General features: G+C 67.0%; 28 protein-coding genes, 6 tRNA genes and 1 riboswitch. Of the genes, 9 read left to right on the plus strand and 25 right to left on the minus strand.

Going from position 1 to position 26,544, the window contains the following annotated elements; all coding sequences use genetic code 11:
- Nucleotides 1–110 precede the first annotated feature (110 nt).
- Together AC06FB_RS02790 and AC06FB_RS02795 are read left to right on the plus strand one after the other, a co-directional pair.
- Nucleotides 111–398, plus strand: a complete 288-nt coding sequence (locus AC06FB_RS02790; RefSeq protein WP_053520310.1) for a hypothetical protein — start codon at nucleotides 111–113, stop codon at nucleotides 396–398.
- Nucleotides 395–1,441: a 4Fe-4S dicluster domain-containing protein gene (locus AC06FB_RS02795; RefSeq protein WP_459061814.1), complete on the plus strand. Its 1,047-nt coding sequence runs from the start codon at nucleotides 395–397 to the stop codon at nucleotides 1,439–1,441. Before AC06FB_RS02790 ends, AC06FB_RS02795 begins: the two co-directional genes overlap by 4 nt.
- Before the next feature lies 1 nt (nucleotide 1,442).
- Here AC06FB_RS02795 and AC06FB_RS02800 read toward each other — a convergent pair whose 3' ends face one another.
- Both AC06FB_RS02800 and AC06FB_RS02805 read right to left on the minus strand, forming a co-directional pair.
- Nucleotides 1,443–1,679 carry a hypothetical protein gene (locus tag AC06FB_RS02800; RefSeq protein ID WP_019337197.1) on the minus strand — a complete coding sequence of 79 codons (237 nt, stop codon included), beginning with the start codon at nucleotides 1,677–1,679 and terminating at the stop codon, nucleotides 1,443–1,445.
- Between the two features lie 349 nt (nucleotides 1,680–2,028).
- A complete protein-coding gene (locus AC06FB_RS02805) occupies nucleotides 2,029–2,238 on the minus strand; it encodes a helix-turn-helix domain-containing protein (RefSeq protein WP_053520301.1) in 210 nt (69 codons plus the stop codon).
- A 111-nt stretch (nucleotides 2,239–2,349) separates the two neighbouring features.
- Between AC06FB_RS02805 and AC06FB_RS02810 the strand changes: the two genes are divergently transcribed.
- Together AC06FB_RS02810 and crcB are read left to right on the plus strand one after the other, a co-directional pair.
- Nucleotides 2,350–2,751, plus strand: a complete 402-nt coding sequence (locus AC06FB_RS02810) for a hypothetical protein (RefSeq protein ID WP_053520302.1) — start codon at nucleotides 2,350–2,352, stop codon at nucleotides 2,749–2,751.
- A gap of 22 nt (nucleotides 2,752–2,773) precedes the next feature.
- A riboswitch (Fluoride riboswitch) is annotated at nucleotides 2,774–2,837 on the plus strand.
- An 81-nt stretch (nucleotides 2,838–2,918) separates the two neighbouring features.
- Nucleotides 2,919–3,311: a fluoride efflux transporter CrcB gene (gene crcB, locus AC06FB_RS02815; RefSeq protein WP_053520303.1), complete on the plus strand. Its 393-nt coding sequence runs from the start codon at nucleotides 2,919–2,921 to the stop codon at nucleotides 3,309–3,311.
- 4 nt (nucleotides 3,312–3,315) lie between these two features.
- On the opposite strand, the gene AC06FB_RS02820 is transcribed toward crcB, so the two are convergent.
- Nucleotides 3,316–4,149, minus strand: coding sequence for an AraC family transcriptional regulator (locus AC06FB_RS02820; protein ID WP_065175878.1), 834 nt, complete (start codon nucleotides 4,147–4,149; stop codon nucleotides 3,316–3,318).
- A 133-nt stretch (nucleotides 4,150–4,282) separates the two neighbouring features.
- On the opposite strand from AC06FB_RS02820, the gene AC06FB_RS02825 reads away from it, so the two are divergent.
- Together AC06FB_RS02825 and AC06FB_RS02830 are read left to right on the plus strand one after the other, a co-directional pair.
- Nucleotides 4,283–4,777 carry a DUF6265 family protein gene (locus AC06FB_RS02825; RefSeq protein ID WP_262218361.1) on the plus strand — a complete coding sequence of 165 codons (495 nt, stop codon included), beginning with the start codon at nucleotides 4,283–4,285 and terminating at the stop codon, nucleotides 4,775–4,777.
- 73 nt (nucleotides 4,778–4,850) lie between these two features.
- On the plus strand, nucleotides 4,851–5,930 hold the full coding sequence (locus tag AC06FB_RS02830) for an alpha/beta hydrolase (RefSeq protein WP_478053360.1): 1,080 nt from the start codon (nucleotides 4,851–4,853) through the stop codon (nucleotides 5,928–5,930).
- On the opposite strand, the gene AC06FB_RS02835 is transcribed toward AC06FB_RS02830, so the two are convergent.
- The 20 genes from AC06FB_RS02835 to AC06FB_RS02930 form a co-directional block, all read right to left on the minus strand.
- The gene (locus AC06FB_RS02835) at nucleotides 5,927–6,196 is read right to left on the minus strand and encodes a hypothetical protein (RefSeq protein WP_053520307.1); all 270 of its coding nucleotides are present in this window, start codon (nucleotides 6,194–6,196) and stop codon (nucleotides 5,927–5,929) included. The genes AC06FB_RS02830 and AC06FB_RS02835 overlap by 4 nt on opposite strands.
- A 189-nt stretch (nucleotides 6,197–6,385) precedes the next feature.
- Nucleotides 6,386–6,459: transfer RNA gene (locus tag AC06FB_RS02840), tRNA-Cys, on the minus strand.
- Between the two features lie 67 nt (nucleotides 6,460–6,526).
- Nucleotides 6,527–6,602, minus strand: a tRNA-Gly gene (locus AC06FB_RS02845).
- A gap of 155 nt (nucleotides 6,603–6,757) precedes the next feature.
- Nucleotides 6,758–6,833: transfer RNA gene (locus AC06FB_RS02850), tRNA-Gly, on the minus strand.
- A gap of 55 nt (nucleotides 6,834–6,888) precedes the next feature.
- Nucleotides 6,889–9,141, minus strand: coding sequence for a hypothetical protein (locus tag AC06FB_RS02855; RefSeq protein ID WP_478053361.1), 2,253 nt, complete (start codon nucleotides 9,139–9,141; stop codon nucleotides 6,889–6,891).
- Nucleotides 9,125–10,198 (minus strand): hypothetical protein, encoded by a 1,074-nt coding sequence (locus AC06FB_RS02860; RefSeq protein ID WP_461287695.1) that lies wholly within the window; start codon nucleotides 10,196–10,198, stop codon nucleotides 9,125–9,127. Before AC06FB_RS02860 ends, AC06FB_RS02855 begins: the two co-directional genes overlap by 17 nt.
- Nucleotides 10,199–10,353: 155 nt before the next feature.
- Nucleotides 10,354–10,429, minus strand: a tRNA-Gly gene (locus tag AC06FB_RS02865).
- 178 nt (nucleotides 10,430–10,607) lie between these two features.
- Nucleotides 10,608–10,683, minus strand: a tRNA-Gly gene (locus AC06FB_RS02870).
- Nucleotides 10,684–10,796: 113 nt separating this feature from the next.
- The gene (gene pgsA / locus AC06FB_RS02875) at nucleotides 10,797–11,426 is read right to left on the minus strand and encodes a CDP-diacylglycerol--glycerol-3-phosphate 3-phosphatidyltransferase (RefSeq protein ID WP_053519958.1); all 630 of its coding nucleotides are present in this window, start codon (nucleotides 11,424–11,426) and stop codon (nucleotides 10,797–10,799) included.
- 18 nt (nucleotides 11,427–11,444) lie between these two features.
- Nucleotides 11,445–13,289: an excinuclease ABC subunit UvrC gene (gene uvrC, locus AC06FB_RS02880; RefSeq protein ID WP_053519959.1), complete on the minus strand. Its 1,845-nt coding sequence runs from the start codon at nucleotides 13,287–13,289 to the stop codon at nucleotides 11,445–11,447.
- Nucleotides 13,286–14,698, minus strand: a complete 1,413-nt coding sequence (locus AC06FB_RS02885; protein WP_478053362.1) for a hypothetical protein — start codon at nucleotides 14,696–14,698, stop codon at nucleotides 13,286–13,288. The genes uvrC and AC06FB_RS02885 overlap by 4 nt, the downstream gene beginning before the upstream one ends.
- Complete coding sequence (locus tag AC06FB_RS02890) at nucleotides 14,695–15,183, minus strand: low molecular weight protein-tyrosine-phosphatase (protein WP_478053363.1); 489 nt, start codon at nucleotides 15,181–15,183, stop codon at nucleotides 14,695–14,697. Before AC06FB_RS02890 ends, AC06FB_RS02885 begins: the two co-directional genes overlap by 4 nt.
- The gene (gene kdsB / locus AC06FB_RS02895; protein WP_193395553.1) at nucleotides 15,180–15,953 is read right to left on the minus strand and encodes a 3-deoxy-manno-octulosonate cytidylyltransferase; all 774 of its coding nucleotides are present in this window, start codon (nucleotides 15,951–15,953) and stop codon (nucleotides 15,180–15,182) included. Before kdsB ends, AC06FB_RS02890 begins: the two co-directional genes overlap by 4 nt.
- A 75-nt stretch (nucleotides 15,954–16,028) precedes the next feature.
- The gene (lpxK, locus tag AC06FB_RS02900) at nucleotides 16,029–17,048 is read right to left on the minus strand and encodes a tetraacyldisaccharide 4'-kinase (RefSeq protein ID WP_193395554.1); all 1,020 of its coding nucleotides are present in this window, start codon (nucleotides 17,046–17,048) and stop codon (nucleotides 16,029–16,031) included.
- Nucleotides 17,048–18,796: a lipid A export permease/ATP-binding protein MsbA gene (gene msbA, locus AC06FB_RS02905; RefSeq protein WP_053519964.1), complete on the minus strand. Its 1,749-nt coding sequence runs from the start codon at nucleotides 18,794–18,796 to the stop codon at nucleotides 17,048–17,050. The genes lpxK and msbA overlap by 1 nt, the downstream gene beginning before the upstream one ends.
- Nucleotides 18,793–19,215: an ExbD/TolR family protein gene (locus tag AC06FB_RS02910; RefSeq protein WP_065181236.1), complete on the minus strand. Its 423-nt coding sequence runs from the start codon at nucleotides 19,213–19,215 to the stop codon at nucleotides 18,793–18,795. The genes msbA and AC06FB_RS02910 overlap by 4 nt, the downstream gene beginning before the upstream one ends.
- A 3-nt stretch (nucleotides 19,216–19,218) precedes the next feature.
- The gene (locus AC06FB_RS02915) at nucleotides 19,219–19,887 is read right to left on the minus strand and encodes a MotA/TolQ/ExbB proton channel family protein (protein ID WP_053519966.1); all 669 of its coding nucleotides are present in this window, start codon (nucleotides 19,885–19,887) and stop codon (nucleotides 19,219–19,221) included.
- A gap of 3 nt (nucleotides 19,888–19,890) precedes the next feature.
- The gene (locus tag AC06FB_RS02920) at nucleotides 19,891–22,290 is read right to left on the minus strand and encodes a DNA internalization-related competence protein ComEC/Rec2 (protein WP_478053364.1); all 2,400 of its coding nucleotides are present in this window, start codon (nucleotides 22,288–22,290) and stop codon (nucleotides 19,891–19,893) included.
- Nucleotides 22,291–22,349: 59 nt separating this feature from the next.
- Nucleotides 22,350–23,693 carry a sensor histidine kinase gene (locus tag AC06FB_RS02925; RefSeq protein ID WP_053519968.1) on the minus strand — a complete coding sequence of 448 codons (1,344 nt, stop codon included), beginning with the start codon at nucleotides 23,691–23,693 and terminating at the stop codon, nucleotides 22,350–22,352.
- 1 nt (nucleotide 23,694) lies between these two features.
- On the minus strand, nucleotides 23,695–24,366 hold the full coding sequence (locus tag AC06FB_RS02930; protein WP_065175867.1) for a response regulator transcription factor: 672 nt from the start codon (nucleotides 24,364–24,366) through the stop codon (nucleotides 23,695–23,697).
- A 137-nt stretch (nucleotides 24,367–24,503) separates the two neighbouring features.
- Here AC06FB_RS02930 and AC06FB_RS02935 point away from each other — a divergent pair, with 137 nt between their 5' ends.
- Together AC06FB_RS02935 and AC06FB_RS02940 are read left to right on the plus strand one after the other, a co-directional pair.
- Nucleotides 24,504–25,271 carry a MipA/OmpV family protein gene (locus AC06FB_RS02935; protein WP_478053365.1) on the plus strand — a complete coding sequence of 256 codons (768 nt, stop codon included), beginning with the start codon at nucleotides 24,504–24,506 and terminating at the stop codon, nucleotides 25,269–25,271.
- A gap of 28 nt (nucleotides 25,272–25,299) precedes the next feature.
- Entirely contained in the window at nucleotides 25,300–25,584 is a 285-nt protein-coding gene (locus AC06FB_RS02940) for a hypothetical protein (RefSeq protein ID WP_065175865.1), read from the plus strand.
- Between the two features lie 84 nt (nucleotides 25,585–25,668).
- On the opposite strand, the gene AC06FB_RS02945 is transcribed toward AC06FB_RS02940, so the two are convergent.
- Entirely contained in the window at nucleotides 25,669–25,809 is a 141-nt protein-coding gene (locus tag AC06FB_RS02945) for a hypothetical protein (protein WP_181452099.1), read from the minus strand.
- A 181-nt stretch (nucleotides 25,810–25,990) separates the two neighbouring features.
- Between AC06FB_RS02945 and AC06FB_RS02950 the strand changes: the two genes are divergently transcribed.
- Nucleotides 25,991–26,332: a hypothetical protein gene (locus AC06FB_RS02950; protein ID WP_065181234.1), complete on the plus strand. Its 342-nt coding sequence runs from the start codon at nucleotides 25,991–25,993 to the stop codon at nucleotides 26,330–26,332.
- Between the two features lie 93 nt (nucleotides 26,333–26,425).
- Here the strand turns inward: AC06FB_RS02950 and AC06FB_RS02955 are convergent.
- Nucleotides 26,426–26,500 (minus strand) — tRNA-Val (locus tag AC06FB_RS02955).
- Nucleotides 26,501–26,544: the final 44 nt, after the last annotated feature.

Raw genomic sequence — 26,544 nt, forward strand, 5'->3', positions numbered from 1 at the left:
GGCGCGCGTGGGCGCGCCTAGGCTGACATGCCTGCAGGAAACATGCCCTGCGGATGCTGCGCCAGCCATGGCGGAGTATACGCGCCGCCCCCTTCCCGACCCGCGACCGCATGAATACACCCACTTCGTCCCCGCGTCAGCGCCTGATCCAGCATTGGGGCGCCATCCTCTGGCCCAGTTTCATCGCCGCCGGGCTGGCCAGCGTGGTGTTCTTCGCTTTCGTCGACCCGTTGCGCCTTCAGGCCATCAGTTTTCCGGGCACGGCGATCAGTCGCGAACTCGGCTACACGGTCGGCTTCTTCATGTTCTGGGCGGTGACGGCGCTGTCCAGCGCGATCACCGGATATCTGCTGCGGCCGATGCCGGCAGACGCAGATGATGAGCTGCCTCTGGGATGAACGCACTAAGGCCCCCTTCCCCACCGTGGCGATGGCGTGGCGCACTGCGGCTCGGTGTGCTGGTTGGCTTCCTTGGGCTGCCCTGGTTGCGCTGGGACGGCCGCCAGGCGCTGCTGCTGGACCTGGACGCACGTCGCTTCGACCTGTTCGGCTGGACCCTGTGGCCCGACGACGTTGGCCTGCTGCTGGGCCTGCTGCTGGCGCTGGCGATGGCACTGGCGCTGTTGACCCACCTCGCCGGCCGCATCTGGTGTGGCCATGCCTGCCCGCAGACGGTGTGGAGCTACGCCTTCAGCCTGATCGACAGCTTTCTTGCCCAACGCCTGCCACGCGCCCTGGCGCGTCCTGCCACGCAGGCCGCATGGTTACTGCTGTCGCTATGGACCGGCATCACCTTCGTGGGATTGTTCAGCCCGATCACCGGCCTCGTCACCGCCAGTGTCCAGGGCGGCTGGAGTGGCTGGGAAACCTTCTGGGTGCTGTTCTACACGGCAGCCACATGGGGCAACGCCGGCTTCCTGCGGGAGCAGGTCTGCCGTTCGCTGTGCCCCTTCGCGCGCGCACAGCCGTTGCTGGTCGACCCGCAGACCCCCCGGATGCTGTATGACGCGCGCCGCGGCGAACCCCGCGGGCCCCGGCCCGCTGGCCTTGGCGGCGTGATCGGCCGCGGTCGCGGGCTGCTCGATCCGACCTCCGCGCAGGACTACGTGTTCCGCGCCGCGCACCCATGGCTGGCCGGCCCCATGCCCACCTTCAGCGCCGACCGCCTCGGCGACTGCACCGATTGCGCGGCCTGTCTCCACGCCTGCCCGATGCAGCTCGACATCCGCCAGGGCCCGCAGGCCGACTGCCTGGCCTGCGGCGCCTGCCTGGATGCCTGCGAGCAGCAACAGTCCCGGGCCGGTTTCGGTCCGGGACTGATCCGCTACTGCAGCCCGCAGACGATGGCAGGGCAGCCGCGGCGCGGGTGGCGACCGCGGACCGTGGTCCTGGCATCGTTGCTGCTGGTGCTGCTGAGCGCTGGCGCCTGGCACCTGCTCTGAATCAGCGCGACCCGTTGGCGTGCGGAGGCACCAGCTGGGCACGCCGTACGATTCCGAGCTGCTCGATGATCAGCGCCATTTCATTGGTCACTTCCGTGCGCTCGGTCCCCTGCGGGACAAGCCGGTCCAGCACCTGCTGGTACGTGTCCCAGAAGGCAGGGCCGCATCCGTGTTTGTGATAGCTGGCTTCCAGTTCGCGGCGTACCCGTTCAGCCAAGCCATGCATGCCGTATTCCATACGACCTCCGTTGGACTTGTCCTGCATCGTTGACGGTCTACCGACTCACTTGCGTGCTGAAAGACTCCCGGGCTTCACGACCGGTTGACCTCAATTAGTCACAGATTTCACGACAGGTCAATTACATGCGGCGACTTTTTCGATTGAAATTATTAATCGTTCACATAACGGTCTGTGATCGGCACAGGCAAAAGAAGGGGCCGATCCCGACGCCGTGGTGCCTCCGTCGCCAAGGCAGCTTCGTGGCGCGATCAATCGCAACGCGGGTTTCGATCAATTTTCCCTATACTGATAAGCATGCTTAACACATACCGCAAAGCGTGCTAAATACGACATTTGCAGACGCAACCTAGCTTGATTCGTCTTCAGAGGCCTCAGCCCAAGGGAACAGGTCGGGATGGCGCTGGTGGAGGATGAACTGTCGCAATGGAGGAATGGGCGCTTCCTGGGGCCATTGCGACACAGCGGATCGCGTTATGCCAAAGAACTGCGCCAGCTCGGCGTCGGTCTGGAATCCCAGGCGCGTGCGCACCTGCCGTTTGCTCCAGAAATCGGTCATGGTCGGTCCTGTCGTTAACCAGACTTATTCTTGCGGCAAGGATTCTTTCGCTTCCACGCGTTAAGCTGGCTTGCATAGATGAATACTCTCGGCCAACGACTCGCCATTGCCATGAAGAAAGCCGGGCACCCACGCCCGGCCGATCTGGCCCGCGCCGCCGCTTCAACGACGGCGACCATCAGCAACTGGCTCAACGACCACGTCAGCCCCTCACATGTGAAGGCCGAACAGCTGTTCCGGATCGCCGACGCAGCCAAGCTGGATGCACGCGAACTGCTGTACGGCATCCATGGGCGGGGCGTCGGCGAACGCACCAGCTATTACATGCCCAGCGAAGCGCACCTGGATGTCTGGCAGGATGCCTATGAACTGGTGAGCGTGCTGGTCGCCGAGAAGGGCCTGGAGATCGACCACCGGCGCCACGCGGCACTGGATCTGCTGGCATTCGAACTGTTGATGGATGGCGTCAGCCGCAGCAGGGTGGCCCGCGTGGTGATGACCTCCCTGCCCTGACCGGGTCGGCGCTGGTAGCATGGGGACCGATGGGGATGGGGCTCCCCCGATAACCGCCAGGCATGGCTGATGGCTCCTGCTGTGACGAACCTGGCGTTCGTCGATGGCAGGCCGTGCCCGCCATCGCGTTCGCCTCCGCATCTGCGAACACGTACTCGAGGCCCGCAATGCAAGCACTGAACAATTACGTCCTGGTCTTCCTGGGAGGCGGCGCCGGCGCCTGCCTGCGCCATGCCTGCAACCTGATCGGCACGCGGTTCGCCGTCGGCAGTCCATGGCCCTGGTCCACCTTCCTGGTCAACATCAGCGGCGCCCTGCTGATGGGGGCGGTCGTCGAGGCCTTCGCCCTGCGCAACGGCGCATCGCCGCAGCTGCGGCTGCTGCTGACCACGGGCATCCTGGGCGGCTACACCACCTTCTCCACCTATTCGCTGGAGATCGGCCTGCTGCTGCAACGGGGGCAGCACGGACTGGCCGCGCTGTATGCAGGGGGATCGATCGCACTGGGACTGGCCGGCCTGTTCGTGGGCATGAAGCTGGCCCGCCTCGCACTGGGCTGAACGCTCAGGCCGCGGAGGTCCGCACCTGCCCCCGCCACTGCCGGGGCGATTGCCCGGTGTGCGCCTTGAACGCACGCGAAAGCGCCGCTTCACTGCCGTAGCCCACCTCGTCGGCAATCCGCTTCAGCGGTCGGCCCTGGCGCAGGGCCTGCTGCGCCAGGCCTACGCGCCAGCCCTGCAGGTACTGGCCGGGGGTGGTGCCCATCGCCTCACGGAAGCTCGCCGCGAATACGCTGCGCGACATTCCTGCGACGTCGGCAAGGTCTTCCAGCGTCCATGCCTGCGACGGCGCCTCGTGCATCGCGACCAATGCCAGACGCAGGCGCGGATGACCGAGGCCAGCAAACAGACCGCCGCGCATCTCACCGCCTTCCATCAGCTGCCGCAGCACCTGGATCATCACCACCTCGAACAGACGATTGACCATTGCCGCACGGCCACAACGCTGCTCGAACGCCTCCTCGAACAGCATTTCCAGCACCGCATCGCTGCCGTGCAGGTCCGCCAGTGGCAGGCAGATGAAATCAGGCAATGCGGCACTGATCGGATTGAGCCGGCCGCCTTCGAAATGCAGGTTGGCGCAGGCCATGTCGGCGCCGAGGTGCGGGTCGGTCTGGAAACGGTGGGGCATCGGCCTCGGGTACAGCAGCAGGCTGGGCACCTCGACCTGCACGGTCTGTTGTCCATGGCTGACCTGCACCGGTCCACGCCGTACCAGATGCAGCTGGCCGGCTTCGTCCTCCCCTTCCAGGCTGTTGATGCCGCACAGTGCACCGGCGTGGAAGACCGACGCAGTGACCGCGAAACGCTCAAGCAGGACGGCGAGGCGATCCACCATGTCGGACTCCAGGGCAAGCAGAAGGGGGAGGAACCTGCAGATCGTATCGAATTCGGCGTCATTGTGTGCGGCGCTGGCCGCCGGCGCTGCGCGGCGCTATACAGGGGCCACCGTCCCGCGCATGGAGCCCACGATGTCGAACCGGATCGCCCGCGCCGTGTTGCCTCTGCTGCTTTTCGCCACCCATGCGCAGGCCGCTGCAACCGCAGACATTGAACAGCTCGGCTGGCTCTCCGGCTGCTGGCAGCTGGACGGGCAGCCACCTGGAGCCGGTGAGCAGTGGTCCACCGTGGCCGGCGGAACGATGTTCGGCAGCAGCCGCAGCCTGCGCGACGGGCGCACCGTGGGTTTCGAGTTCATGCAGCTGCGCCAGCACGACGATGGGCGGCTGGTGTTCACCGCGCTGCCCTCCGGCCGCAACGCTACTGATTTCAGTGCCGTCCGGGTGGAGGCCGACGAGGTAGTCTTCGAGAATCCGGCCAATGATTTCCCGCAACGGATCACCTATCGCCGCATCACTGGGCAGCGCCTGCACGCACGTATCGAGATCGCACAGGACGATCCGGCACAGGCCATGGATTTTCCGATGCACCGCGTCGCCTGCGGCGGGCCGGTGATGGCCCCCTGACCTGACGCATTGCAGCGGGCACGGCACCGCGGCCGGTTCTATGCTCGGCGTATCACCTGCCCGGATGAACACGATGCGTGCCCTTCTCCGACTGACCCTGGCACTGGCCCTGGCGTTGCCTTCCGTGCCGCTGCTGGCGGCGCCGCCCGCCCCACCACGCATGCTCAGTGGCGAGCTGCAGGGTGCGCCGTGGCGCCTGGACATCCCTGCGGACTGGAACGGCGATCTGGTGATGCTGGCGCACGGTTACGAGCCGGTGGGCACGCCACGCGAATCGCCGATGGCCGCCAACGAGGCAACCGCACCTCTGCTGGCGGCCGGCTACGCGGTCGCACAGAGCGCCTACGCGAGCCAGGGGTGGGCGGTGGCCGATGCCATCAACGATGTGGAACGCCTGCGTCAGCACACGCTGGCCGGTTTGAAGGGCGTGCGCAATACCTGGCTGCTCGGTTTTTCGATGGGCGGTGCGGTGACCGTAGCCAGTCTCGAACGGCATCCGGCCCACTACGCCGGTGGTGTTTCGCTATGCGGCGCCAACCTGTCAGGCGAGCAGCTGGCCGGCGACCTGCTCACCACCGTGGTCGCGTTCGACTACTTCTTCCCGCATGCCGAAGGACTGCCTGCTGCTGGCCTGGCATCCAGCGAAGCCGCTTCGGTACCACAGGGCGAGCTGTACCAAGGCATCGCCAACGCCCTGCAACGCGCGCCGCACTCCGCTGCGCTGCTGGCCACACAGTTGCAGGTCGCGTCCGATGCGCTGCCCGGAACGATCAGCCTGCACGCCCTGGTCCTGCACGAACTGGCCACGCGCAGCGGCGGCATGCCAGTCGGCAACATCGGCGTCGTCTATCGTGGATTCGGCGATGACGTCGCGTTCAATGCAGGGGTGCAGCGCATCGCCGCCGTTCCCGCAGCACAGGCGCGTGTGCGCAAAACACTCGGATTGACCGGCGCGCTGAAGCGGCCGTTGGTGATTCAGTTCAACAATGACGATCCCACCATCGCACCGCGCATGCAGGAACGCTATCCGCAACTGGCCGCGCACGCGGGTGCGACGCCGTTGCCGCGCGTACTGCCCGCAGCAGGCACAGGCCACTGTGGCTTCTCCGGAGAACAGGTGGTCGCGGCCCTGAAGGCTGCCGCGATGCGCTAGCCGCCCAGCGTGCCCATGGTGAAGGTGTAGCCGCTGCTCATCAGGAACTCACGCATGCGCATCTCGGCACGACGCGGCGATGCCAGGTTGGCAGGCCCGTACAGCGCGTAGACCACACCTGCCCCCTCGATGGCCTCGCGCCGGACCCCGCAGTGGCGGGTTTCCGAAGCGGTGCTCCAGCCATCGCGCAGGCGCTCCGGTCCGATCGATTGTCCGTTCATCAGCCGGAATGTCAGCCAGCGTACTTCCGTTGTGGGTTTGCTCATTGCCGATCCACCGCCTGTCCGCCACGCGCCATAGTCTCCCTGCCTGCCATTGCCGCGCCCGAAGGCCTCTGCGCTGACCATACCGCCTTGCCATGTCGTGGGCGGCTGAGACTGGGATGTCAGGCACGCTTGGCAGCGCACGATGACGGCGCAAAAAAAAAGCCCTGACCGAAGTCAGGGCTTTTCAATTGGAGGCCTCAAGCGGAATCGAACCGCTGTAAACGGATTTGCAATCCGGTGCATAGCCACTCTGCCATGAGGCCAACGTACTGCGCGCCAGGAATGGAGCCCCTGACATGACAAAACCCCGCGATGGGGCCTGTCGGAACATGGAGCGGGAAACGAGACTCGAACTCGCGACCTCAACCTTGGCAAGGTTGCGCTCTACCAACTGAGCTATTCCCGCATAGGCTGTCATGATACCGGAAGCCCGGAACTCACACCAGCGATTTCACACCTTATTTCACTTTTCTGACTGCGCGAAAAGCCTTGTGGCTCAACGGGCCCCGCCTTGCCAAGGGCGGGAGAAAAACAAGGCCCCAACCGGGGCCCTGTAGAATCTGGAGCGGGAAACGAGACTCGAACTCGCGACCTCAACCTTGGCAAGGTTGCGCTCTACCAACTGAGCTATTCCCGCAGATTCTTCGACCTGCGTCGAAGGAGCGCCATTGTGTCGAAGTTCCTTCACGCCGTCAACCGTCTTCCGATGGCGTGCGACGCGTGGCTTGGTCCACCGGGGCCCGCTGCCAGATCGCATACAGCGTTCCGACGATCTCCATTCCCTGCTCGAATGCCGAGAATCTGGCCTTCACCTTGCGGGGGCGGCGGCGCAGGTCGTCGCTGGCCATCAGCTCGCCAGACCGGTCGGCAGATGCCGCCTGGGCCTTCTGCAGGTACTGCTTCTTGAGGTACTTCTCGATCCCGGGAAGGTTCGACAACAGATGCACCCCGTTGTGCCAGGGCATCAGTACCGCAACCAGGTCGTTGCGTTCTGCGATCTGGATGGCGATGTCCAGGAAGGACTCCACGATGGACCGGAGACAATGCGTCGCAAGCATGTCTTCCATGGGATTGATCGCGCGGATGATGAGGCAGCTCCCGGAAGCGTGCAGGGACGGCACGACCTCGATGTTCACCATGGCCATGCCCGCCAATCGTCGCTGCCTCGGATCGAATACGACCAGGTGGGCGTGGCGCGCCTCCTGCCACATCGCAACGCGATCGCGTGAGCATAGATTGGCGGCATGCTTGGCGAAGTACGCCGGGTGCTTGGTCAACGTCGCCTGCAGATGCGTGCACGATCCGGAAGGGTCCGGGCGGCCATACCTGCCCTTCTCGCGCTTCACCCAGCGCACGCACACATCCAGAACGTTCTTGCGCATCTGCGCGAAGGCCTGATCCAGTGACATGACCGGTACCGTGCTGTCAGCGGACGGCGACGGCGGCAGCAGCCGCTGCAGCAGCTGCCCGGCGTCATCGGGAGCGAGGCTATGCAGAAAACGCTGAGCATGTTCGTCGAGGGCATCCGGCAATGCGCTGTTGAACAACCGATCCAGCTGCTCCAGGTACGCGCTGGTCTGCGCACCGTCCTCCGGCATGCTGGCGACCTCGCTGAAGGTGCTGCGCCGCCACTGGAGGATCTCCGGATCATTGCCTGCGGCAGCCAGCAGCAGGCCGAGATGGGCGGAGACCGACCAAGGATCCCGCGCGGGATCCAGCAACCGCTTCGATCGCAGGTCACGGAACGTTCGCGGCCCCTCATCCGGGCCGTGCTGGAACCGCGTCGCGTGTTCGCTGGCGCGTTTCAGTGCCAGCAGGCTGCTGCGCTCCAGCACGCCTGTGCGTTTTCTGATCGAGCGTTGCCAGGCCATCGGATGGAACGGCTCCAGCCTCCATCCATCCAGGTGCGACTGGAATCCGCGTGCCGCCGCCCAACTTCCACGGACGACATCGACGGACGTGCGGTAGACCATCGAAATGAGCTCCGCATCCACCTCGTCCAGCTCGGCTGACGTTGCTCCCTGCCCGGCCAGCAACTGCTCGACCGCGGGCTGTAACCGGGCCAGCCTGTCCTGCAGTGCTTTCATCGACGTTCCGCCTGCGCGAAGGACCGATGCGAGCAGAAGTCCGCCGGTTCCCTCCAGCATCGCGGGCAACTGCGGCAGGAGGCGCGCCATCTCTTCGCGACGCCGCGTGGCCAGCGCATCGTAGTAGCGCGCCATGGCATCTGCATCGACGTTTCTCTGCGGGCGCGGAACCACCTGGTGTGCCCGTCGTTCGACCACCTCCAGGACGCATCGATGGTTCTGCATCATGAAGCCGAAGTTGTGGCGCTGGAAGGCGTCATCCGCCAGCAGCCGACACAGTTCGGGATCGCTGCCGCCCCACCAGGTCACCCCGTGCAGGCCCCGGGTAGCGAAGTACCAGTCGCGCAGCGCTTTTACCGAATCCAGGCCTTTGTCTTCAACCAGGTAACGCAGCAGTCCCGGACCGAGGGACGCCAGCACTTCCAGCTTCCGCTGCTCTGCAAAATCAGCAGGCGCAATGGCCGAATGCAGGTACTGGAATGCGTCCAGGCTCCCCTGTGCAAGCATTCGACCCACCCATTCGACCAGCACATCGACGTCCATGCCCGCTGTGCGCCCCGCAATGAGGGTCAACCACGCGTCCAGGCGATCGGCGTCACCGACGCGATAGCAGGCCTGGAACGCAACAACGTGGCCCGCTGCACCGAGATCATGGCGAACCAGCACCTGCAGGAATCGATCCAGCCGGTCGGGCCGTCGCAGATACTGGCCGCAGGCGCCCAACTGCGTGAAGTCGAGGCAATGAGGTGCTGCCAGGAGAAGGTCGATGGCGGCCTCCACATCTTCGGCCGGGGCATCATCGCTCAGCTCGGCCAGCAACCGACAGCAAGTGGCAAGTGCATCAAGGCCTGCACCCACGTGCGATCAGATGATGGGCGATCCAGTCAGGGGGTGGAGCATGAAACCCCAGGTAGCCGCGCAGCGTGTGGATATCTGCCGGTGTGCATGCGCCGGCTGCCCCCAGCACCCAGGCCCACGTCTTCGTCGGCGTGCGCCACAACAGATAACGTGCAGAATCGAATACCTCGTGCACCGGCGCAATGCCGGCACCGGCCAGCAGTGTCAGATTCGCGGCCAGACGCGCCGCATCAGATTCTTCCAGGTCGACATCATGAAGGCGCGCCAGGTGCGGCCGCGCAACGCCCGCAAGCATCAGCTGGCGCACAACGGAACGCACCGGCTCGCGCTGCGTTCGCCGCGGCCGCCAGCCGACGCTCCATGCCCTGTGCGCGGTGTGCGCGGACTGCAGCCACTGCAGCTCTTCCTTGTGCTGGATGATGCCTTCATCCACCATCCACCGCGCAAACCATCCAGGCGCTTCAGACCGTCCAGCACACCGGTCGAGGTCCGTCAGCCGACGGAGGCCCAGGCGATGGGCAGCGATGAGCCAGCCGGCATCCCGCAGCTGCAGCGCCCGCAGTTCTTCCCACGACGTGGCTTCGAAGCGGCGCAGGGCGATGTCCAGGCTGCGGCTGTACATGCGTGCTTCCGCATGCAGGAACAGCCGTGCGTGGAACTGGCAGTACACGTACTGGCGGCCCTCGAACGTCCGGATCCGCGACAGCGCGTGTCGCACGTACCTGAGCACCCACGGGAACGGCATGAACACCTGCACCAGAAGCGGCCACCCGCGGCCCTTGCCAGGATGCAGCGCGATGTCCGCCGGAATGCCCAGCGCACGGCGCGCCATGTCTTCCTCGGTGACCACAGTCGGGTCTTGCCCGCGCAGCGCATCGGCCACTGCGATGCGGAAGCCACGGATGCGGTTGCGCGGTACTTCGGGCCGGTCATCCGTCCGCTCATCGTCGATGTCGTCGTGGAACGCACCCGCGGATCGTCCCCGGCAACCCTCCAGCATCCGATCACGGTACGCCCGGTAGGCGGTCTGCCCACCGTCCTGCCTCGTTTCGTGCACAGCCTCCATCTGCCAGCCCTTGCCCCGCTCCCTGCGTCACCCCGACGACTACAGCGGATGATATCCATTCGGCACGGTCCGCAATGGCGGGCAGGAGGGTCCGGCCTGACCGGAAACGAAAAACGCCCCCTTGCGGGAGCGTTCTTTCTTGAATCTGGAGCGGGAAACGAGACTCGAACTCGCGACCTCAACCTTGGCAAGGTTGCGCTCTACCAACTGAGCTATTCCCGCAGATTCCGTTCGACCTGCGTCGAAGGAGCGCTATTGTGTCGAGATTGCAGCAATGCGTCAACAGAAATCTCCTCGGCGATTCCCGTTTTCCGTTCAGGTTCGGATGAGCGGAAAGCCCGGCAATCCAGGGCCGGCACGACATAAAAAAAGAGAGGCCAGAGGCCTCTCTTTCAGAATCTGGAGCGGGAAACGAGACTCGAACTCGCGACCTCAACCTTGGCAAGGTTGCGCTCTACCAACTGAGCTATTCCCGCTTGGGAGGCGAAATTCTACCCATTCTGGAAGGGGCGTCAAGGCCTTTTTTCAACCGCGCGCATCCAGCAACCAGCGCGCTTCGCAACCTGACGGGCATCCCGTGTGCCGCCGATCAACCGTTGCCCAGCTTCTTCTGTCGTGAGCGCTCGCGTGCGGCACGCTCGTCCTCGCGCAGGCTCGGCCAGGCCGCGTGCAGATACTGCAGGCCGGACCACAGCGTCAGCACTGCCGCGATGGCCAGCGTCCAGTCACCGATGTGGAAGATCGGCCAGCCCATCCAGATGTCCTCGACCGCCACGCTGGGCGCGACCGAGTACAGCAGGCACAGCAGCGCGACCATCTGCGCCGTTGTCTTCACCTTGCCGATCATCGCCACCCGCACCTTGGCACGCTGGCCAAGCTCGGCCATCCATTCGCGCAATGCCGAGACCGCGATTTCGCGGCCAACGATGACGGCGGCCCAGAACGCCATCCACGGCGTCGGATGCCCCTGCACGATCAGGAACAGCGCCACCGCCACCATCAACTTGTCCGCCACCGGGTCGAGAAAGGCGCCGAACGCCGATTCCAGCTGATAGCGGCGGGCGATCCAGCCATCGAGCCAATCGGTGATCGCGGCCAAGCCGAAGATCGCCGCCGAAGCGAAGTTGGTCCAGGTGTAGGGCAGGTAGAACACCAGCACCAGCACCGGGATCATCACGATCCGCAACAGCGTCAGCCAGGTGGGCAGGGTCAACTTCATGCTTGCGCGCTTCTCTCTCTAATCGGCCGCATCGGGCGTGGCCAACCCGTGCAGGTTAGCGTAGATACGGGCCGCGAGGGCATCATTGATGCCTTCCACCTTGGCGATCTCCGCTTCACCGGCCGCCTTCAGGCCGACCAGCCCACCGAAATGCTTCAGCAGGCTGGCACGACGACGCGGGCCGATGCCCGGGATGTCTTCCAGCCTGCTGGTCATGCGCGCCTTCTGCCGGCGGCCGCGGTGACCGGTGATGGCGAAGCGGTGCGCCTCGTCGCGCACCTGCTGGATGAACTGCAGGGCGGGATTGGCGGCACCGGGGCGCAGCTCGCGGCCGTCGGGCATGACCAGCGCCTCATGACCGGCGCGGCGCTCCACGCCCTTCGCCACGCCCACCAGCAATACGCCCTCCACGCCCAGGTCGGCCAGCGCTGCCTGCGCCTGCGCCAGCTGGCCGGCGCCACCGTCGATCAGCAGCACGTCGGGCAGTACGCCCTGCTCTTCCACGGCACGGCGGAAGCGGCGGTCGATGGCCTGACGCATGGCGGCATAGTCGTCGCCCGGCTCGATGCCGCTGATGTTGTAGCGACGATATTGGGCACGCACCGGACCGGCCGCATCGAAAACCACGCAGGACGCCACGGTCGCCTCACCCAGCGTGTGGCTGATGTCGAAGCACTCCACGCGCTTGACCGGCTCGGCCAGGCCCAGCATCTCGCGCAGGGCTTCGCTGCGCACGTGTTGCGCGTTGCGGCTGTTGAGCTCGGTGGCCAGCGTCAGCTGCGCGTTGCGGCTGGCCAGCTCTACATAACCGGCGCGCTCGCCGCGCACGTTCCACTTCAGCTGCACCTTGCGCTCGGCCGAAGCAGACAGCGCGGCCATCAGCAGATCGGCATCCGGAATCTCGCGATCCAGCAGGATCTCGCGCGGTGGCTCGAACTCGATGTAGTACTGGGAGACGAACGCCGCCAGCACTTCCTGTGGGCTGTCCTCGCCATTGGTGCGGGGGAAGAACGGGCGGGTGCCCAGGTTGCGCCCATCGCGGAATGCCAGCAGCAGCACGCAGGCCTGCGATCCCTGCATGGCCACGGCCAGCACGTCCAGGTCGGCGGCGCGGCCATCGACGTACTGGCGGGTCTGCATGCTGCGCAGCGACGAAATCAGATCACGCAGGCGCGCGGCCTGCTCGAACTCCAGTGCTTCACTGGCAGCCTGCATCTGCTCACCCAGTTCCCGGGTCAGCTCATCGCTCTTGCCTTCCAGGAACAGCGCCGCGCGGCGCACCGACTCGGCATACTCGCCTGCCGGTACCAGCTCGACGCAGGGGGCACTGCAGCGGCCGATCTGGTACTGCAGGCACGGCCGTGAGCGGTTGCGGAACACGCTGTCCTCGCAGCTGCGCAGCTTGAACAGCTTGTGCATCAGGTTCAGCGTCTCGCGCACCGCGGTGACACCCGGATACGGCCCGAAATAGCGGCCGGGGATCGCACGCGGCCCCCGGTGCAGGGCGATGCGCGGCCATTCCTCGCGGGTCAGCAGCACGTGCGGGTAGGTCTTGTCGTCGCGCAGGGAGACGTTGTAGCGCGGTGCCAGCGACTTGATCAGCTGGTTTTCCAGCAGCAGCGCCTCGGCCTCCGAGCGCGTGACAGTCACATCCATCCGCGTGATCTGCGAGATCATCGACATGATCCGCGCGTTCTTCGGGCTGCCATTGAAATAGCTGCCCACGCGGTTGCGAAGCGCGCGTGCCTTGCCGACGTACAGCAGGGTGTCGTCGGCGGCGTACATGCGGTACACCCCGGGGGCGGTACTGAGTTGGGCCGCGAAGGCCTTGCCGTCGAAGGCCGGGACGGGAACGTCGGTCATTCGCTGATCGGTACTTCGCTGAGTACACCACTGTCAGGGTCGAAACGCAGCACGGCGTGCGCGTCGGTCTCGGCGATCCACACCGCGCCCGCGCCCACGGCCAGGCCGGCCGGGCCATGCAGGCGCCGTGGCAACGGTTGCGTGGTCAGTTCGCCGCCGCCCAGGCGCAGCGTGCGCAGGCGACCGTTGCCGGTATCGGCAATCCACAGCAGCGGTGCGCCCGGACTCAGTGCAATAGCCTGCGGGAACTGCAGGCTGGCGTGGGCACGCGGGCCGTCGGCTTCACCGAAGCGCCATGTGCCCTGCCCGAGCCGCGTCTGCACCAGATCCCCACGCAGCTGCAGCGCGCGGATCGAAGACCCCAGCGCGTCGGCCACGTACAGGACCTGTTGTACTACGGCAAGCGCGGTGGGTTGCGCGAAGGCAGCCAGATGCCCACTGCCGTCACGCTCGTCGATCGCGCCACTGCCGGCGCGCCATTGCAGGCTGCGCTGGCCGAGGTGGTAGCTCCAGATCCGGTTGTCTCCCGCCATGGCGATATGCAGCTGGTTGTCGGCGATGGCGAGGCCGACCGGATGATCCAGCGGCACCTGCCGCGGCTGGGCGACAGGCCCTTCCACCGGCGCGCCCGGGCGTCCATTGCCGCACAGAGTGTCGACCAGACCGGTCAACAGGTTGATCCGGCGGATGGCGTGGTTGCCGGTGTCGGCGACGTACAGGGCGTCGCGCTCGAGCACCAGTGCCTGCGGCCTGTGGAAGGCGGCCTCGGCCAGATTGCCATCCATGAAATCCGCGGTCCCCAGCCCGAACTGACGAAGCACGCGGCCGCCATGGCTGCATTCGAGAATGCGGTGATGGCCGCTGTCAGCGATGTACAGGCGCTCGGTGCTGACCGCCAGGCCCAGCGGAAAGCGCAACGCATGCCGCGGCTCGGGGTGCAGCTCGTTGCCACCGCGCGGCGGGGCCGAGGGTGCACCCTCGCACAGTGCGTTCAGCGCGCGCTCGAGCTCGCCGGCAGCGCCCTGCCCGACCAGCCGCTGCCGCTCGCGTCCCTGCGCGTCGAGAAGGATCAGGGTCGGCCATGCGGTGACACCGAAACGGCGCCAGCCGTCCCAATCCGCATCCAGCAGTACCGGGGCGGTCAGGCCCTGGCGGCGCAGCAGTTTCAACGCGGCATCGGGATCGCGCTCGAAGTCGAAGCGCGGCACCTGCAGCACCAGCGGCTGCAGCTTGCCCGGATGGCGCGACAGCCATTGGCCGAACTCGGCCAGGCGTTGTGCGCTCCAGGCAGAGGCAGCGTTGACGAACAGCAGCGCGACCGGCCGGCCGCGCAGTTCCGCCAGGGTGCAGGGGGTGGCGTTGAGCCAGGTGGCGAACTCGGGCAGGTCCGGGACAGGCTGGGCGTTCATGCCCTGATTATGCCGGAGTCGACGTCATGCAACAGTCGTGCCACCGCACGTTCTGCCGCTTGGTCAACCGGGGTCCAGACCTGCTCGAAATGATCGCTGCCACCGGTGTACGGATCCGGAATGGCGGCCGCGCCCTGCCCGCCTGACCATGGCAGGTACAGGGCCAGGCGCTGGCGCTCCTGCGCGGTGGCCAACCGTCCGGCATCGCGCAGGTTGGCCTCATCGGCGCAGAGAATCCAGTCGAAGCGCTGGAAGTCATCGGCGCGCAGCTGGCGGGCACGCAGCCCGCTGATGTCAACGCCATGGCCGGCTGCGCAGGCGATCGCCCGCCGGTCCGGCGGCTCGCCCACATGCCAGTCGCCGGTGCCGGCCGAATCGACCTGCACACGGCCGGCCAATGGGGATGCCTCCAGGCGCGCGCGCAATGCCCCCTCGGCCATCGGCGAGCGGCAGATGTTGCCCAGGCAGACGACCAGCAGCTTCATTGCGGGGTCATGGCCCGCAGCACCGCCTCGGCCCGCTCCAGGTCCTCCGGGGTGTCGATGCCAGGCGGAAACGCTTCAGGCGAGATGGCGACGCTGATCGAAAAGCCGGCTTCCAGCACGCGCAGCTGCTCCAGCGCTTCGATCTGCTCCAGCCGGCCCGGCGGCATCGCCGCGACCTGCTGCAGGAAGCCGGCGCGATAACCGTAGATGCCGATGTGACGAAGCCACTGGTGGCCTTCAGGCAGGGCCTCGCGACTGCGTGCGAAACCGTCCCGGTGCCAGGCGATCGGGGCGCGGCTGAAGTACAGCGCCTCGTTGCGCACATTGCGCACCAGCTTGACCACGTTCGGATCGAACAAGGTCTCGGCGTCCTCGACCGTCGTAGCCAGGGTCGACATCGGCGCCGCGCCATCGACCAGCGCCTCGGCCACGGCGCGGATGCCGGCCGCCGGCGCGAACGGCTCATCGCCCTGCAGGTTCACCACCACGGTGTCGTCATCCCAGCCGGCGATGCGCGCGCACTCGGCCAGGCGATCCGTGCCGGATGCATGCGATGCGGCGGTCATCGCCACCTTCACTTCGCCCAGGCCCGCCAGTGCGTCGGCGATCCGCTGATCGTCGGTGGCCACCCATACCTCGCGCGCGCCAGCCAGCAGCGCACGGCGCGCCACATGCAGCACCAGCGGATCGCCGCCGAGCAGGCGCAGCGGCTTGCCCGGCAGCCGCGAGGCGGCATAGCGGGCGGGGATGGCAACGACGAATTCAGTCATGCGGGCGGTACTCGGCAGGCTCGTTACAACGGGAATGTGGCCAGCGGCGCCTGATTGCAAGCGTCGCCCGGCCGCTCAGTTCGGTCGCAGCTTGTCCAGGCGATCGGTCAGCGCCACCCAGAACGCGGCAGGCAGTTCAGCGCGCAACGGCACGGCGTAATACCAGTCATTGCCGAACGCGCGGCACTTCACCGCGTCCTTCTCGGTCATCAACACCGGCAGCTGGCTACCAAAGGACAGTTCCTGCGGCTGGTAGGCATGGTGATCGGCGAAGGCATGCGGCACCACGCCGATGCCGCGCGCGCGCAGCATGTCGAAGAAGCGCTGTGGATGGGCGATGCCCGCCACGGCATGCACGCGCTGGCCCTTGAAATAGCCCAGCGGGCGCGCGCGCCCACCCGCGAGAGGCTGTGCGGTGTCGATATACAGGGCCATCGGCCATTGACCGAATCCGCAGGCCTGCGCCGCGCCGTCCTCATCCGTCTGGCCCAGGTTGACCACGCGGAAATCGCACTCGGCAGCGCGGCTGACCGGCTCGCGCAACGGGCCGGCCGGGATCATCCGGCCGTTGCCGTAGCGGCGCTGCGCATCCACCACTTCGATTTCGATGTCACGGGCCAGCCGGTAGTGCTGCAGGCCGTCGTCGCAGACGATCACATCGCAACCGGCCTCGATCAGCGCACGGCCCGCCGCCACCCGATCGCGATCGACGCGCACCGGCACGCCGGTCTTCCAGGCAATCAGCACCGGCTCATCGCCGCCGGTTGCAACCGGCGTATCGGCCTTTACCCACTGCGCCTTGTCGGCGTTCTCGCGGCCATAACCACGGCTCGCCACGCCTGGCGTCCAGCCGGCCGCGCGCAGCCGCTCGACCAGGGCGATGGTCAACGGCGTCTTGCCGGTGCCGCCAGCGGTGATGTTGCCGACCACGATGACCGGCACCGGCAACGTGTGGCGCTTGCGCCAACCGCGCTGGTACAGGCGTCGCCGCAGCGCGGTGACGCCGGCATACAGCGGGGCCAGCAGGCGCATGGGCCATGGAACCGAACTGCCGTCATACCAGTACGGCGGGGTCTGGGTACCCTTGCCTGCCATCAGTCCTGCCTTTCGCGGAACTGCATGCTGTGCAGGTGCTGGTACAGGCCACCCATGGCAAGCAGCTCATGATGGGTGCCACGTTCGACGATGCGGCCGTGATCCATCACCAGCACCTGGTCGGCGTGCTCGATGGTGGACAGGCGGTGGGCGATCACCAGCGTGGTGCGCTCCGGCATCAGTCGCTGCAGCGCGTCCTGCACCAGCCGTTCGGATTCATTGTCCAGCGCCGCGGTGGCTTCATCCAGGATCAGGATCGGCGCATCACGCAGGATCGCGCGGGCGATCGCCAGGCGCTGGCGCTGGCCACCGGACAGCAGCGCACCGTTCTCGCCCACCGGCGTCTGCAGCTGCTGTGGCATGCGTGCGATGAATTCCCAGGCATTGGCCGCTTCGGCCGCGGCACGGATCTGCTCGTCGGTCGCATCCATGCCATAGGCGATGTTGGCAGCGATGGTGTCGTCGAACAGCATGACCTTCTGCCCGACGATCGCCACCTGCCGGCGCAGGTCAGCCAGCGGATAGTCATCCAGGGGTACGCCGTCCAGCCGGATGACGCCGCCATTGGGCTCGTAGAAGCGTGGCACCAGCCGGATCAGGCTGGTCTTGCCGCTGCCGGAACGACCAACGATGGCGGTGACCGTTCCGGGCCTGGCAACGAAACTGATGTCATCCAGGGCGATGCCGCTGTCTTCGCGATAACGCAGCATCACGTGCTCGAACGACAGTTCACCGCGTACGCGCTGCACGACATGCGTGCCGTCGTCGCGCTCGACCGGCATGTCGATGATGCCGAACAGGCGCTCGGCCGCCGCGACGCCACGCGAGATCGAGGTCTGCACGCTGGTCAGGCGCCGCAGCGAAGGGATGATCGCCATCATCGAGGTCATCAGGCCCATGAACTGGCCCGCATTGAGCTTGCCGGCCAGTGCTTCGCGGGTGGACACCCAGACGATCACCGCCAGGGCCAGCGCAGCGAGGAACTGGACCACGCTGGACGCGGCGGCACGCGTCACTTCGACTTTCATGTTCAGCGCCAGCATGCGGTTGGCCAGGCGCGAGTAACGGGCGATCTCATGCGCCTGCGTGCCATGCACCTTCACTTCCTGCTGCGCGGCGAGCGACTGTTCCGCCGTCTGCGCCATCGTGCCCATGCCGTCCTGGATGCCGCGGCTGATGCGGCGGTAGCGCTTGCCGACATAGGACACGATGCCGCCGATCAGCGGCACCACCAGCAGCATCGCCAGGGTCACCTTCACGCTCATCTGCAGCATCACCACCAGCATGGCGATGATGGTCAGGGTGTCGGCGACCACGGTCTTCAGTGCGTCGGCGCTGGCCTGGGTGACCTGCTCGGTGTCGAAGTTGAGGCGGCTGACCATCACCGGCGTCGCCTCGTTGTCGAAGTGCGAAGACGGCAGGTGCAGGTACTTCTGCAGAACCTGCTCGCGCAGGTCGCGGACCACGCTGCGCCCGGTCTTGGCCAACGTGTAGTCGCTGACCCAGGTGGCCAGGCTGCGCATCAGGAACAGGCCCAGGATGGTCAGCGGCAGGATCACCGCCATGCGCGGCTCCGGGTTGACGAAGCCCCGGTTGACCAGCGGCTCCATCAGCTTGGTGAAGTGATAGCCGGCCAGTGCCTCGACCACCATCGCGATGACCGCGGCCACCATGAACACCCAATAGGCCCGTGTATAGCCCAGCAGGCGTTTGTAGATCGGCCACACCGGCGCGTGTTTGGAACTCATGGACGCACCTCTGGCGCAGTGGCGATTGCAATACGGCGGAAACCGAGCTGACCAAGCGCATCCTGCGCGGTCACGACGGCCTGGTAGGGAGTACGCGCGTCGGCACGCAGCAGCACGGTCTGTTCGCGATCACTGCCCGCCACAGCGGCAATGGTCTGCTTGACCGACTCGACGTCGCTGCGCAGCACTTCCTGGTCATTGATGAAATAGCGGCCATCGGCATTGATCAGCACGCTCAACGAACGCGGTGGTTCATCGGTGTGCTGCTGGCTGGCGGTGGGCAGCTGCACCTGCAGCGTCGAACGCGCATCGAAGGTGGTGGTGACCACGAAGAAGATGATCAGCACCAGGATGACATCGATCAGCGGTACCAGATCGATATGCGGCTCATCCTGGGATCGGTCGTTGCCGATACGCATCGATCAGGCCTTCGCCGGGGCGGGCGCAGCGGCACGTGCAGCCGATGCCGGTGCGGGCGCCATCACGCCGGGACGACCATCGAGCGTATCCAGCAACGCGCTGGCTTCCTGTTCCATCTCCACCACGTAGCCGTGGATCCGGCCCTTGAAATAGCGATGGAACATCAGCGCAGGAATCGCCACGATCATGCCGGTAGCCGTGCAGACCAGGGCCTTGCCGATGCCACCGGCCAACTGGTTCACATCGCCCACGCCGTGGTCGAGGATGCCCAGGAACATCTGGATCATGCCGATCACCGTGCCGAGCAGGCCCAGCAGCGGGCCGGCCGAGGCAATGGTGCCGAGCGCGTTGAGGAACCGCTCCATGCGGTGTACCAGGTGGCGGCCGGTGTCCTCGATACGCTCGCGGATCTGGTCGCGCGGACGATTGCGTGCTTCCAGCGCGGCGGCGAGCAGCGCTCCCAGTGGCGAGTTGGCGCGCAGCGTCTGCAGATGGGCAGGGTCGAGCTTGCCGCGCGCAGCCCAGTTGCGCACTTCCTGGCCCAGCCCCGGTGGCAGCACTTCAGCGCGCCGCAGGGACCAGAAGCGCTCCAGGACGATTGCCAAAGCCAGTACGCCCAACAGCAGCAGCGGCACCATCGGCCAGCCACCGGCCTTGACCAGTTCCCACACGTTTCAACCCTCCGGCCCAGCGGCCGCCTGTTCGATCGGCGATAGGATAGCAGCCGACCGCGCCCGCCCAGCGGCATCCCACCACCGGGCCGCGTGGATGCGCTGTTCACGCAGCTGCAGGCCTTGTGCGCCAAGCCATATGCGGATCGCGCCGGATTCGGCCGTAGCCAGCACTTCGGCGCCCACGGCGCGCCAGCGCTGCACCACGTCACGTTTCGGGTGGCCAAAACGGTTCCGGTGCCCGGCCGAGACCACGGCCAGCCGGGGAGCCACCGCTGCCACCCAGGCCGGATCCGAACTGCCCCCGCTGCCATGATGCGGCACCAGGACCACGTCCGCGCGCAGCTCGCCGGGCGCCCGCTCCACCAGGCGCCGTTCGGTCGCCGCGCCGATGTCGCCGGCCAGCAGGATCACGCCATGTGCGCTGGCGATGCGCAGCACGCAGCTGTCCTCGTTGCCGGCCGTCGGCACGTCGGGCCCGGGATGCAGCACCTCGAAGTCCACCCCGTCCCACCGCCAGCGAACGCCGCGATGGCAGCTGCTGGCACCGTCGAGGCTGCTGCCTGGGGGTGCCAGCAGCTCCAGGTGCGGCAGCTGCCGGCGCAGCCGCGGCAGTGCGCCGGTGTGATCCAGATGGTCATGACTGAGCACCACGCGACCGGGCGGCACCTGACCCAGCGCACGTACGGCCGGCAGCAGGACCCGTTCATCGCCATCGCCACCGATCGCAGGGCCGACGTCGTACCACAATGCATGCCGTGCCGTGCGCACCAGCACCGCCGTGCCCTGCCCGACATCATGCACCAGCAGCTGCACCTCCCCGGCAGCCGGTATGTCACGTGACGGCCATGACAGCGGCAGGCACAGCAGCGCGCCGGCCAGCGCGCCGCCGGCCCCGCGCGGCAGCAACCACCAGAACAGGCCCGCCAAGGCCGCTGGCACGGTCCACGCCGGAGCCTCGGCCAGCCACCACATCGCCTGCGGGTGGTCTGCCAGCGGCTGCAGGGCCTGCCAGCTGAGGTCGAACAGCCAGGACGCTGCGCGCCAGGGCCATCGTCCCGCCCCGCTGTACAGGGCATCCAGAGCGGTGCCAAGCAGTGCCAGTGGCACCACCAGCAGGCTCCACCACGGGATGACCGGCAGATTGACCAGAGGCCCCAGGCGCGCGGCGCCTCCGAACAGGGCCACGCACAGCGGCAGGAGGCCGAGACTGGCCACCCCCTGGGCCGCGAAGAAGGCCTGCAGGCGGCTCCCCACACTGTCGGCGCTTGCCGTCGGCAGGCACCACAGCAGCCAGAGCACGCCACCGAAGCTGAGCCAGAAGCCGGCCGACAGCACGGACAGTGGTGCTGGCAACAGCAGCACCAGGGCCGCCAGTGACACGGCCTGGACCACGTCGGGAGGTCGTCGCCCCCCGCGTGCCAGGGCAATCAGCCCGATCATCAACGCCGTGCGTACGGTCGGCAGTTCCGCGCCGGCCACCAGGGCATAGCCGGCCGCTGCCAGCGCGGCGGCACACGCAGCGGCCTGCGGACGCGGCCAATGACGGGCCAGCGACGGCAACAGCCACCACACTGCGCTGCACAGCAGTGCCGCGCAGCCACCCACCAGGCCCACGTGGAAGCCCGAGATGGCGATCAGGTGGGTCAGCCCCAGCGCACGCAACTGATTCCAATCGGTGTCGGACAGCCATCGGGTATCGCCCAGCGCGAGCGCGCGGATGAAGCGCGATGCGGGGCTGGGAACCTGCATTGCAATCGCATCGCTGCTGCCCTCGCGCCAGGCCAGCAGCCCGTCCGGCGCCTGCAGTTCACGCGCACTGCCCGCCGCGCGCACCGTGCCGTGACCGGCAATGCCCGCCAGCACGGCATGACGTTCGGCGTCGAAGCCGCCAGGATTGATCCGCGAGCGTGGCGCCCGCAGCCGCAACGGCAACCGCCACTGCGCCCCCGCACGGACCTGATGACGGCCCCCACCCTCAACGCGCGTGCGGGTTCCGGGCCATGGATCGCTCCAGGTGATCTGCAGGCGCTTGCCCGCCAGTGCGGGATGCCCCGGTGCATCGCCGACCTGCAGGACGAAACGGGTATGGCCGCCCACCGTTACCGGCAGATCGACGACGCGCCCGCTGACCACAGCATCGCGGACCGGCATGGCCGGCGGCAGTTGCTGCTGCAGCGTCCATTGACCATGCAGGGCCGCCCACGCTGCGCCGAACAGCAGCGCGGCAACCGCGCGGCCGCGCCACGGCAGCGCCCACCCCAGGCCGGCCACGGTGCTCGCCAGCGCGCAGCTCCAGAGCGGTGGCAACGCGGGCAGCAGCACGCACGCCAGGGCGCCGCTGACGAACGCGGCAGTGCAGACCCCGCCAATGGGAGCGGGCAACGGAGTATCGGCGGCCATCGCATCAGCCTGCCGCGTGCTGCCCCTGTCCTCCTATCAGGCAACGACCCGCGCAGCGGTCAGCGCCGCACGCTGCCGCGATGGAAATTGACCCGGAAGCTGGCGCCGCCGCCGACGGCTTCACCCACACTGACCGAGCCACCGTGATGCTGGACGATCTCCTTGACCAGGTGCAGGCCCAACCCGCTGCCACTGCCCGCCGCACGCAGTCGATGGAAGGGCTCGAAGATCGCCTCGCGGTCGCCGACCGGCACGCCCGCGCCCTGGTCGCTGACTTCCAGCAGACCGGTCCGGTCAAGACGTACGCAGATCGTGCCACGCCCGCCGCCATGGACGATGGCGTTGTGCACCAGATTGGCGATGACCCGCCCCAGCGCCAGGCTGTCGCCGTGGATCCACACCGGCGTCTCTGGTGCGTCCACCTCGAAACCGTAGCCGGCGCCCACCACCAACGGAGCCAGTTCGGCCGCCGCCTCGCGCACCACCAGGGCCAGATCCAACCGTTGCATCGCACTGGTGTTGCGATCCAGCCGCTGCAGATCCAGCAGGTGCTCGGCCACGTTGCCCAGGCGAGCAATGTCGGTCAGCAACTGCGATTTCAACTCGCCCTGCGGCAGCTGCGACAGGCGCGCCTGCACCACGGCAATCGGCACGCGCAGCTCATGCGCGGCATCAGCAAGAAACTTGTCACGCGCCGCATAGCCCTGCTGCACCTTGTCGATGGCATCGTTGAACGCCTCCACCAGCGGTGCTACCTCGGTCGAGACCAGCTGCGCGTCCAGCCGCGCGCCCGGCTGGCCGATGTCCAGTTCCTTGGCCTGCTGCGCGGAGCGTCGGACACCTCGCATCGCGCGGTGGATCACGGTCGGCATCACCAGCAGGGTGACCACGATCAGCGGCAGGAAGAACCACAGGCCAATCAGGCGCAGCACCATCAGCGCACCATCCAGCAGGCCGCCCTTCGGTGCGCCCCCCACCATCACCGTGATGCGCCGCCCGTCCTCGTTGCGGATCATCACCCGCGCCACGTCCAGATAGGGCGGCACCAGTGAACCCAGTTCGGTGGCACCCAGCGTCGGCAGCCGCGCCAGCAGCGGCGCATGGATCGCCGGTACCTTGCCACGCTCGAGCCAGGCTCCCCGGTCATCGACGGCGGCGAACCAGAGGTTGCCACCGGCGCGCGCATCCAGCTTCTGCCAGCGTGCCTCGTCCAGCGCCAGGCCCCCATCCTGGCTGTGCACGGCCTTGGCCACCGCCTCGGCGGTGAACATGTCCATGCCCCAGGAATCCTTGTCACCCCAGGTGAGGATCAGTGCGACCACGGCGAACAGCACGGTGAACGCCTGCGCCAGGAACAACCGCCAGGCCAGGCCGAGGGTGATCGATCGGATCGGTCGCGCCATGTCAGGCCTCCGCCAGCAGGTAGCCGACGCCGCGGATGACATGGATCTCCACGCCAGCGCCCGCCTGTTGCAGCGCTTTGCGTAGTTTGGAGATGTGCGCATCCAGCGCGTTGGACTGGATCTCGTCATCGAAACCGTAGACCGCCGCCTCCAATGCGCTGCGCGTGACCGTGCGCCCCTGCCTCATCGCCAGCGCCTGCAGCACCAGCACCTGGCGGCGCGGCAGTGCCAGTGTCTGGCCCTGCACCTGCGCCTGCAGCGATTCGAAGTCGAATTCCAGCTGCCCAAGCCGCAGGCTGGGGGTGACCATCGCCGATGGCCGACGCGATACCGCGCGGATGCGTGCCATCAGTTCTTCGATCGCCACCGGCTTGACCAGATAGTCATCGGCACCGACATCCAGGCCCTCGACCTTGTCCGACAGCGTGCCCTTGGCGGTCAGCATGATCACCGCCAGATTCGGCCGCAACGTGCGTGCGGTGGCGACGAAGGTGGCACCATCGCCGTCCGGCAGCTGGCGGTCGAGCAGCATCAGCTGGTGCACCGGTTCGCGCAACGCGATGGCGGCTTCGGCGAGGCTGCCGACCACGTCGGCGACCACGCCCTGCCGCTCCAGCCCGGACTGCAGGGCCCGCGAGAGGTCGGGATCATCTTCGACCAGAAGAATGCGCATGGAGGTCTCTGCTGCGGGAAACGGTTCGGATCATTGTGCCAGCCAGGGCCCCGTCGCGCTCCGTGTGCATCGACGCAATGTTGCGACAATGTTGACACCGCAGCATGCAGCCTCATCCCCTGCAAAGCTGTCGATCGATGCCCTTGTCGCCCTCTGCCCTGCTGCGCCCGATGCTGTTCTCCGCCGTGCTGTCGATGCCGCTGCTGGCCCAGGCGGCGGAGCAGACACCCGGCGTGAAGGCCGGGATCACGGTCGGCGCGACATCGGGCGCCTACGCGCACTACGACGTCAAGCCATTGGTCGTGCCCGCCCTCTCCTGGCAGGGCGAGCGCTTCTTCGCCAGCCCCGGCTCGCTGGGCATGTACCTGTACAAGGGCGAGGGCCTGCGCCTGTCGGCGGCGCTCACGCCCTACACGCTGCGCTTCAAGACCGATGACGTGAACGATCCACAGCTGCGCCGCCTGCACAGCCGGCAGATGTCGGCGATGGGAGGCATCAATGCCGAATACAGCGCCGACTGGGGCATCGTCGAAGCCAGTGTGATGCGCGAGATCAGCGGCCATGGTGGCGGCCTGGAATCAAGCCTGTACTACAGCTATCCGCTGCAGGCCGGTCGTTTCACCTGGGTGCCGAGGGCCGGAGTGGTGCACTCCAGTGCGCGCCTGCTCGATTACTACTACGGCATCAGCGACGAGGAAGCACTGCGTTCGGGCCTGGCCGCCTACAGCCCCGGCAGCGCCACCTCGCCGAGCGTGCAGATCGCAGTCAACACGCCACTGGGCAGCAGATGGCGCGCCACCGGCGTAGTGGCCAACCAATGGTTCGGCGATGCGGTCAAGGACAGCCCGATGGCGCGCCGTGGCAGCCAGACATCCGCCTTCATTTCCCTGATGCGTTCGTTCTGACCGAGCGCTCCCCGGACGAGGAATCCCCATGGCCTCCCCCAGCCCCGCAGCCGATGCGCACGCGATCCTGCGCGCCCCCGATCTGGACAGCGCCGAACGCGCGTATCTCGGCCTTCTGCCGGACCTGGACCACGTCGATGCGCTGACCCGTCGTGCAGTGGGCCTGTCGAAGGTAGCCGACGCGGCACGCGGCTACGCCCTGTCGATGACCCTGATCGGCCTTCGCCTGCAGGAACTGGAGATGGGTGAGCCCTGCACGACGGAGCACCGCCAGGCGACACTGCGCAGCCTGCGCCAGGCCTTCAGCGCCTGACCGCCCCCCAGAACGGCACCCGTCCGCAGCCGATGCGGGCCACGCGTGTCCGAGTGTGCGGCACGCCGGCACGCAGGTGAGCCATCAGCGGCAGGTCGTCCAGGCCAGCACGGCACACAGGATGGCCACCCAGACCACGGCCTTGAACGTGCCCGCCAGCATGTTGCCGCCGAACAACAGTTCGAGCAGCGGGTTGGGCCTGGAAACGGGAACGTGATCGCTCATCGCAGCTGCTCCTTGTGATGGCCGCGATTGCGCGGTCGCCGCAAGTCTACGCCTGCCCGGTGCGGATTCATCGGCGCCTGGCTGCGTTTGGCGGCTCAATCCGGGCGTTCGTCGCAGGCCGGCTGTGGTCCCGGCGGCGAAGTGCCAGTCTGCCTGCACTTTCCCGCTGGAGCACCGTGCCATGCCGATGCTTGCCCTGTTGCTGCTGTGCGCTGGCGCGTTCGGTCACGCCACCAGTGCCGACGAGCCCGTGCTGGTCGATCTGCCCCTACAGTCCGGATCATCGACGAGGGTGGCGCAGCCCGCCATGCAGCGCGAACTGGAACCTGCGAGCCTGCGGCTCTTCCACCTGCGCCAGGATCGACTGCTGCGGGTGGGACAGCAGTGCCTGTCGCAGGAACAGGCCGATGGCCATCGCGAAATCGTCGGCGAGGCACGCATGATCCAGCTGTGGGAGCGTATCGATGGGCACTGGCGGATACGGCGGACGCTCGTCATTGACCACCGGGCCACGCGGACGTGACATCACGCGGCCATTGCATGCGCCCATGAAAAAAGCCGGCGATGGCCGGCCTTTCGTATTACCACCGCTGCACCGGCAGGGCCGGGAGCCAGGTGGTGGGCGGTACAGGGTTCGAACCTGTGACCCCTACCATGTCAAGGTAGTGCTCTACCGCTGAGCTAACCGCCCATCGTGTTACTGCGGCCCGCCAGCGGGCCTCTTTACGTAAAAAC

The organism is Stenotrophomonas sp. Steno-C15 (assembly GCF_056393265.1).

Excerpts from the sequence above, each read along its gene's own strand:
- AC06FB_RS02800 (WP_019337197.1), bottom strand. The coding sequence starts at position 1,679 with ATGGAATACGGCATGCATGGCTTGGCTGAACGGGTACGCCGCGAACTG.
- AC06FB_RS02950 (WP_065181234.1), top strand. The coding sequence starts at position 25,991 with ATGCCGATGCTTGCCCTGTTGCTGCTGTGCGCTGGCGCGTTCGGTCAC.
- kdsB (WP_193395553.1), bottom strand. The coding sequence starts at position 15,953 with ATGACTGAATTCGTCGTTGCCATCCCCGCCCGCTATGCCGCCTCGCGG.
- AC06FB_RS02910 (WP_065181236.1), bottom strand. The coding sequence starts at position 19,215 with ATGCGTATCGGCAACGACCGATCCCAGGATGAGCCGCATATCGATCTG.
- AC06FB_RS02935 (WP_478053365.1), top strand. The coding sequence starts at position 24,504 with ATGCCCTTGTCGCCCTCTGCCCTGCTGCGCCCGATGCTGTTCTCCGCC.
- crcB (WP_053520303.1), top strand. The coding sequence starts at position 2,919 with ATGCAAGCACTGAACAATTACGTCCTGGTCTTCCTGGGAGGCGGCGCC.
- AC06FB_RS02930 (WP_065175867.1), bottom strand. The coding sequence starts at position 24,366 with ATGCGCATTCTTCTGGTCGAAGATGATCCCGACCTCTCGCGGGCCCTG.
- uvrC (WP_053519959.1), bottom strand. The coding sequence starts at position 13,289 with ATGACCGACGTTCCCGTCCCGGCCTTCGACGGCAAGGCCTTCGCGGCC.
- msbA (WP_053519964.1), bottom strand. The coding sequence starts at position 18,796 with ATGAGTTCCAAACACGCGCCGGTGTGGCCGATCTACAAACGCCTGCTG.
- AC06FB_RS02890 (WP_478053363.1), bottom strand. The coding sequence starts at position 15,183 with ATGAAGCTGCTGGTCGTCTGCCTGGGCAACATCTGCCGCTCGCCGATG.
- AC06FB_RS02835 (WP_053520307.1), bottom strand. The coding sequence starts at position 6,196 with ATGAGCAAACCCACAACGGAAGTACGCTGGCTGACATTCCGGCTGATG.
- AC06FB_RS02885 (WP_478053362.1), bottom strand. The coding sequence starts at position 14,698 with ATGAACGCCCAGCCTGTCCCGGACCTGCCCGAGTTCGCCACCTGGCTC.
- AC06FB_RS02805 (WP_053520301.1), bottom strand. The coding sequence starts at position 2,238 with ATGACCGATTTCTGGAGCAAACGGCAGGTGCGCACGCGCCTGGGATTC.
- AC06FB_RS02820 (WP_065175878.1), bottom strand. The coding sequence starts at position 4,149 with ATGGTGGATCGCCTCGCCGTCCTGCTTGAGCGTTTCGCGGTCACTGCG.
- AC06FB_RS02945 (WP_181452099.1), bottom strand. The coding sequence starts at position 25,809 with ATGAGCGATCACGTTCCCGTTTCCAGGCCCAACCCGCTGCTCGAACTG.
- AC06FB_RS02825 (WP_262218361.1), top strand. The coding sequence starts at position 4,283 with ATGTCGAACCGGATCGCCCGCGCCGTGTTGCCTCTGCTGCTTTTCGCC.
- AC06FB_RS02830 (WP_478053360.1), top strand. The coding sequence starts at position 4,851 with ATGCGTGCCCTTCTCCGACTGACCCTGGCACTGGCCCTGGCGTTGCCT.
- AC06FB_RS02790 (WP_053520310.1), top strand. The coding sequence starts at position 111 with ATGAATACACCCACTTCGTCCCCGCGTCAGCGCCTGATCCAGCATTGG.
- AC06FB_RS02920 (WP_478053364.1), bottom strand. The coding sequence starts at position 22,290 with ATGGCCGCCGATACTCCGTTGCCCGCTCCCATTGGCGGGGTCTGCACT.
- AC06FB_RS02940 (WP_065175865.1), top strand. The coding sequence starts at position 25,300 with ATGGCCTCCCCCAGCCCCGCAGCCGATGCGCACGCGATCCTGCGCGCC.
- lpxK (WP_193395554.1), bottom strand. The coding sequence starts at position 17,048 with ATGGCAGGCAAGGGTACCCAGACCCCGCCGTACTGGTATGACGGCAGT.
- AC06FB_RS02925 (WP_053519968.1), bottom strand. The coding sequence starts at position 23,693 with ATGGCGCGACCGATCCGATCGATCACCCTCGGCCTGGCCTGGCGGTTG.
- AC06FB_RS02795 (WP_459061814.1), top strand. The coding sequence starts at position 395 with ATGAACGCACTAAGGCCCCCTTCCCCACCGTGGCGATGGCGTGGCGCA.
- pgsA (WP_053519958.1), bottom strand. The coding sequence starts at position 11,426 with ATGAAGTTGACCCTGCCCACCTGGCTGACGCTGTTGCGGATCGTGATG.
- AC06FB_RS02810 (WP_053520302.1), top strand. The coding sequence starts at position 2,350 with ATGAAGAAAGCCGGGCACCCACGCCCGGCCGATCTGGCCCGCGCCGCC.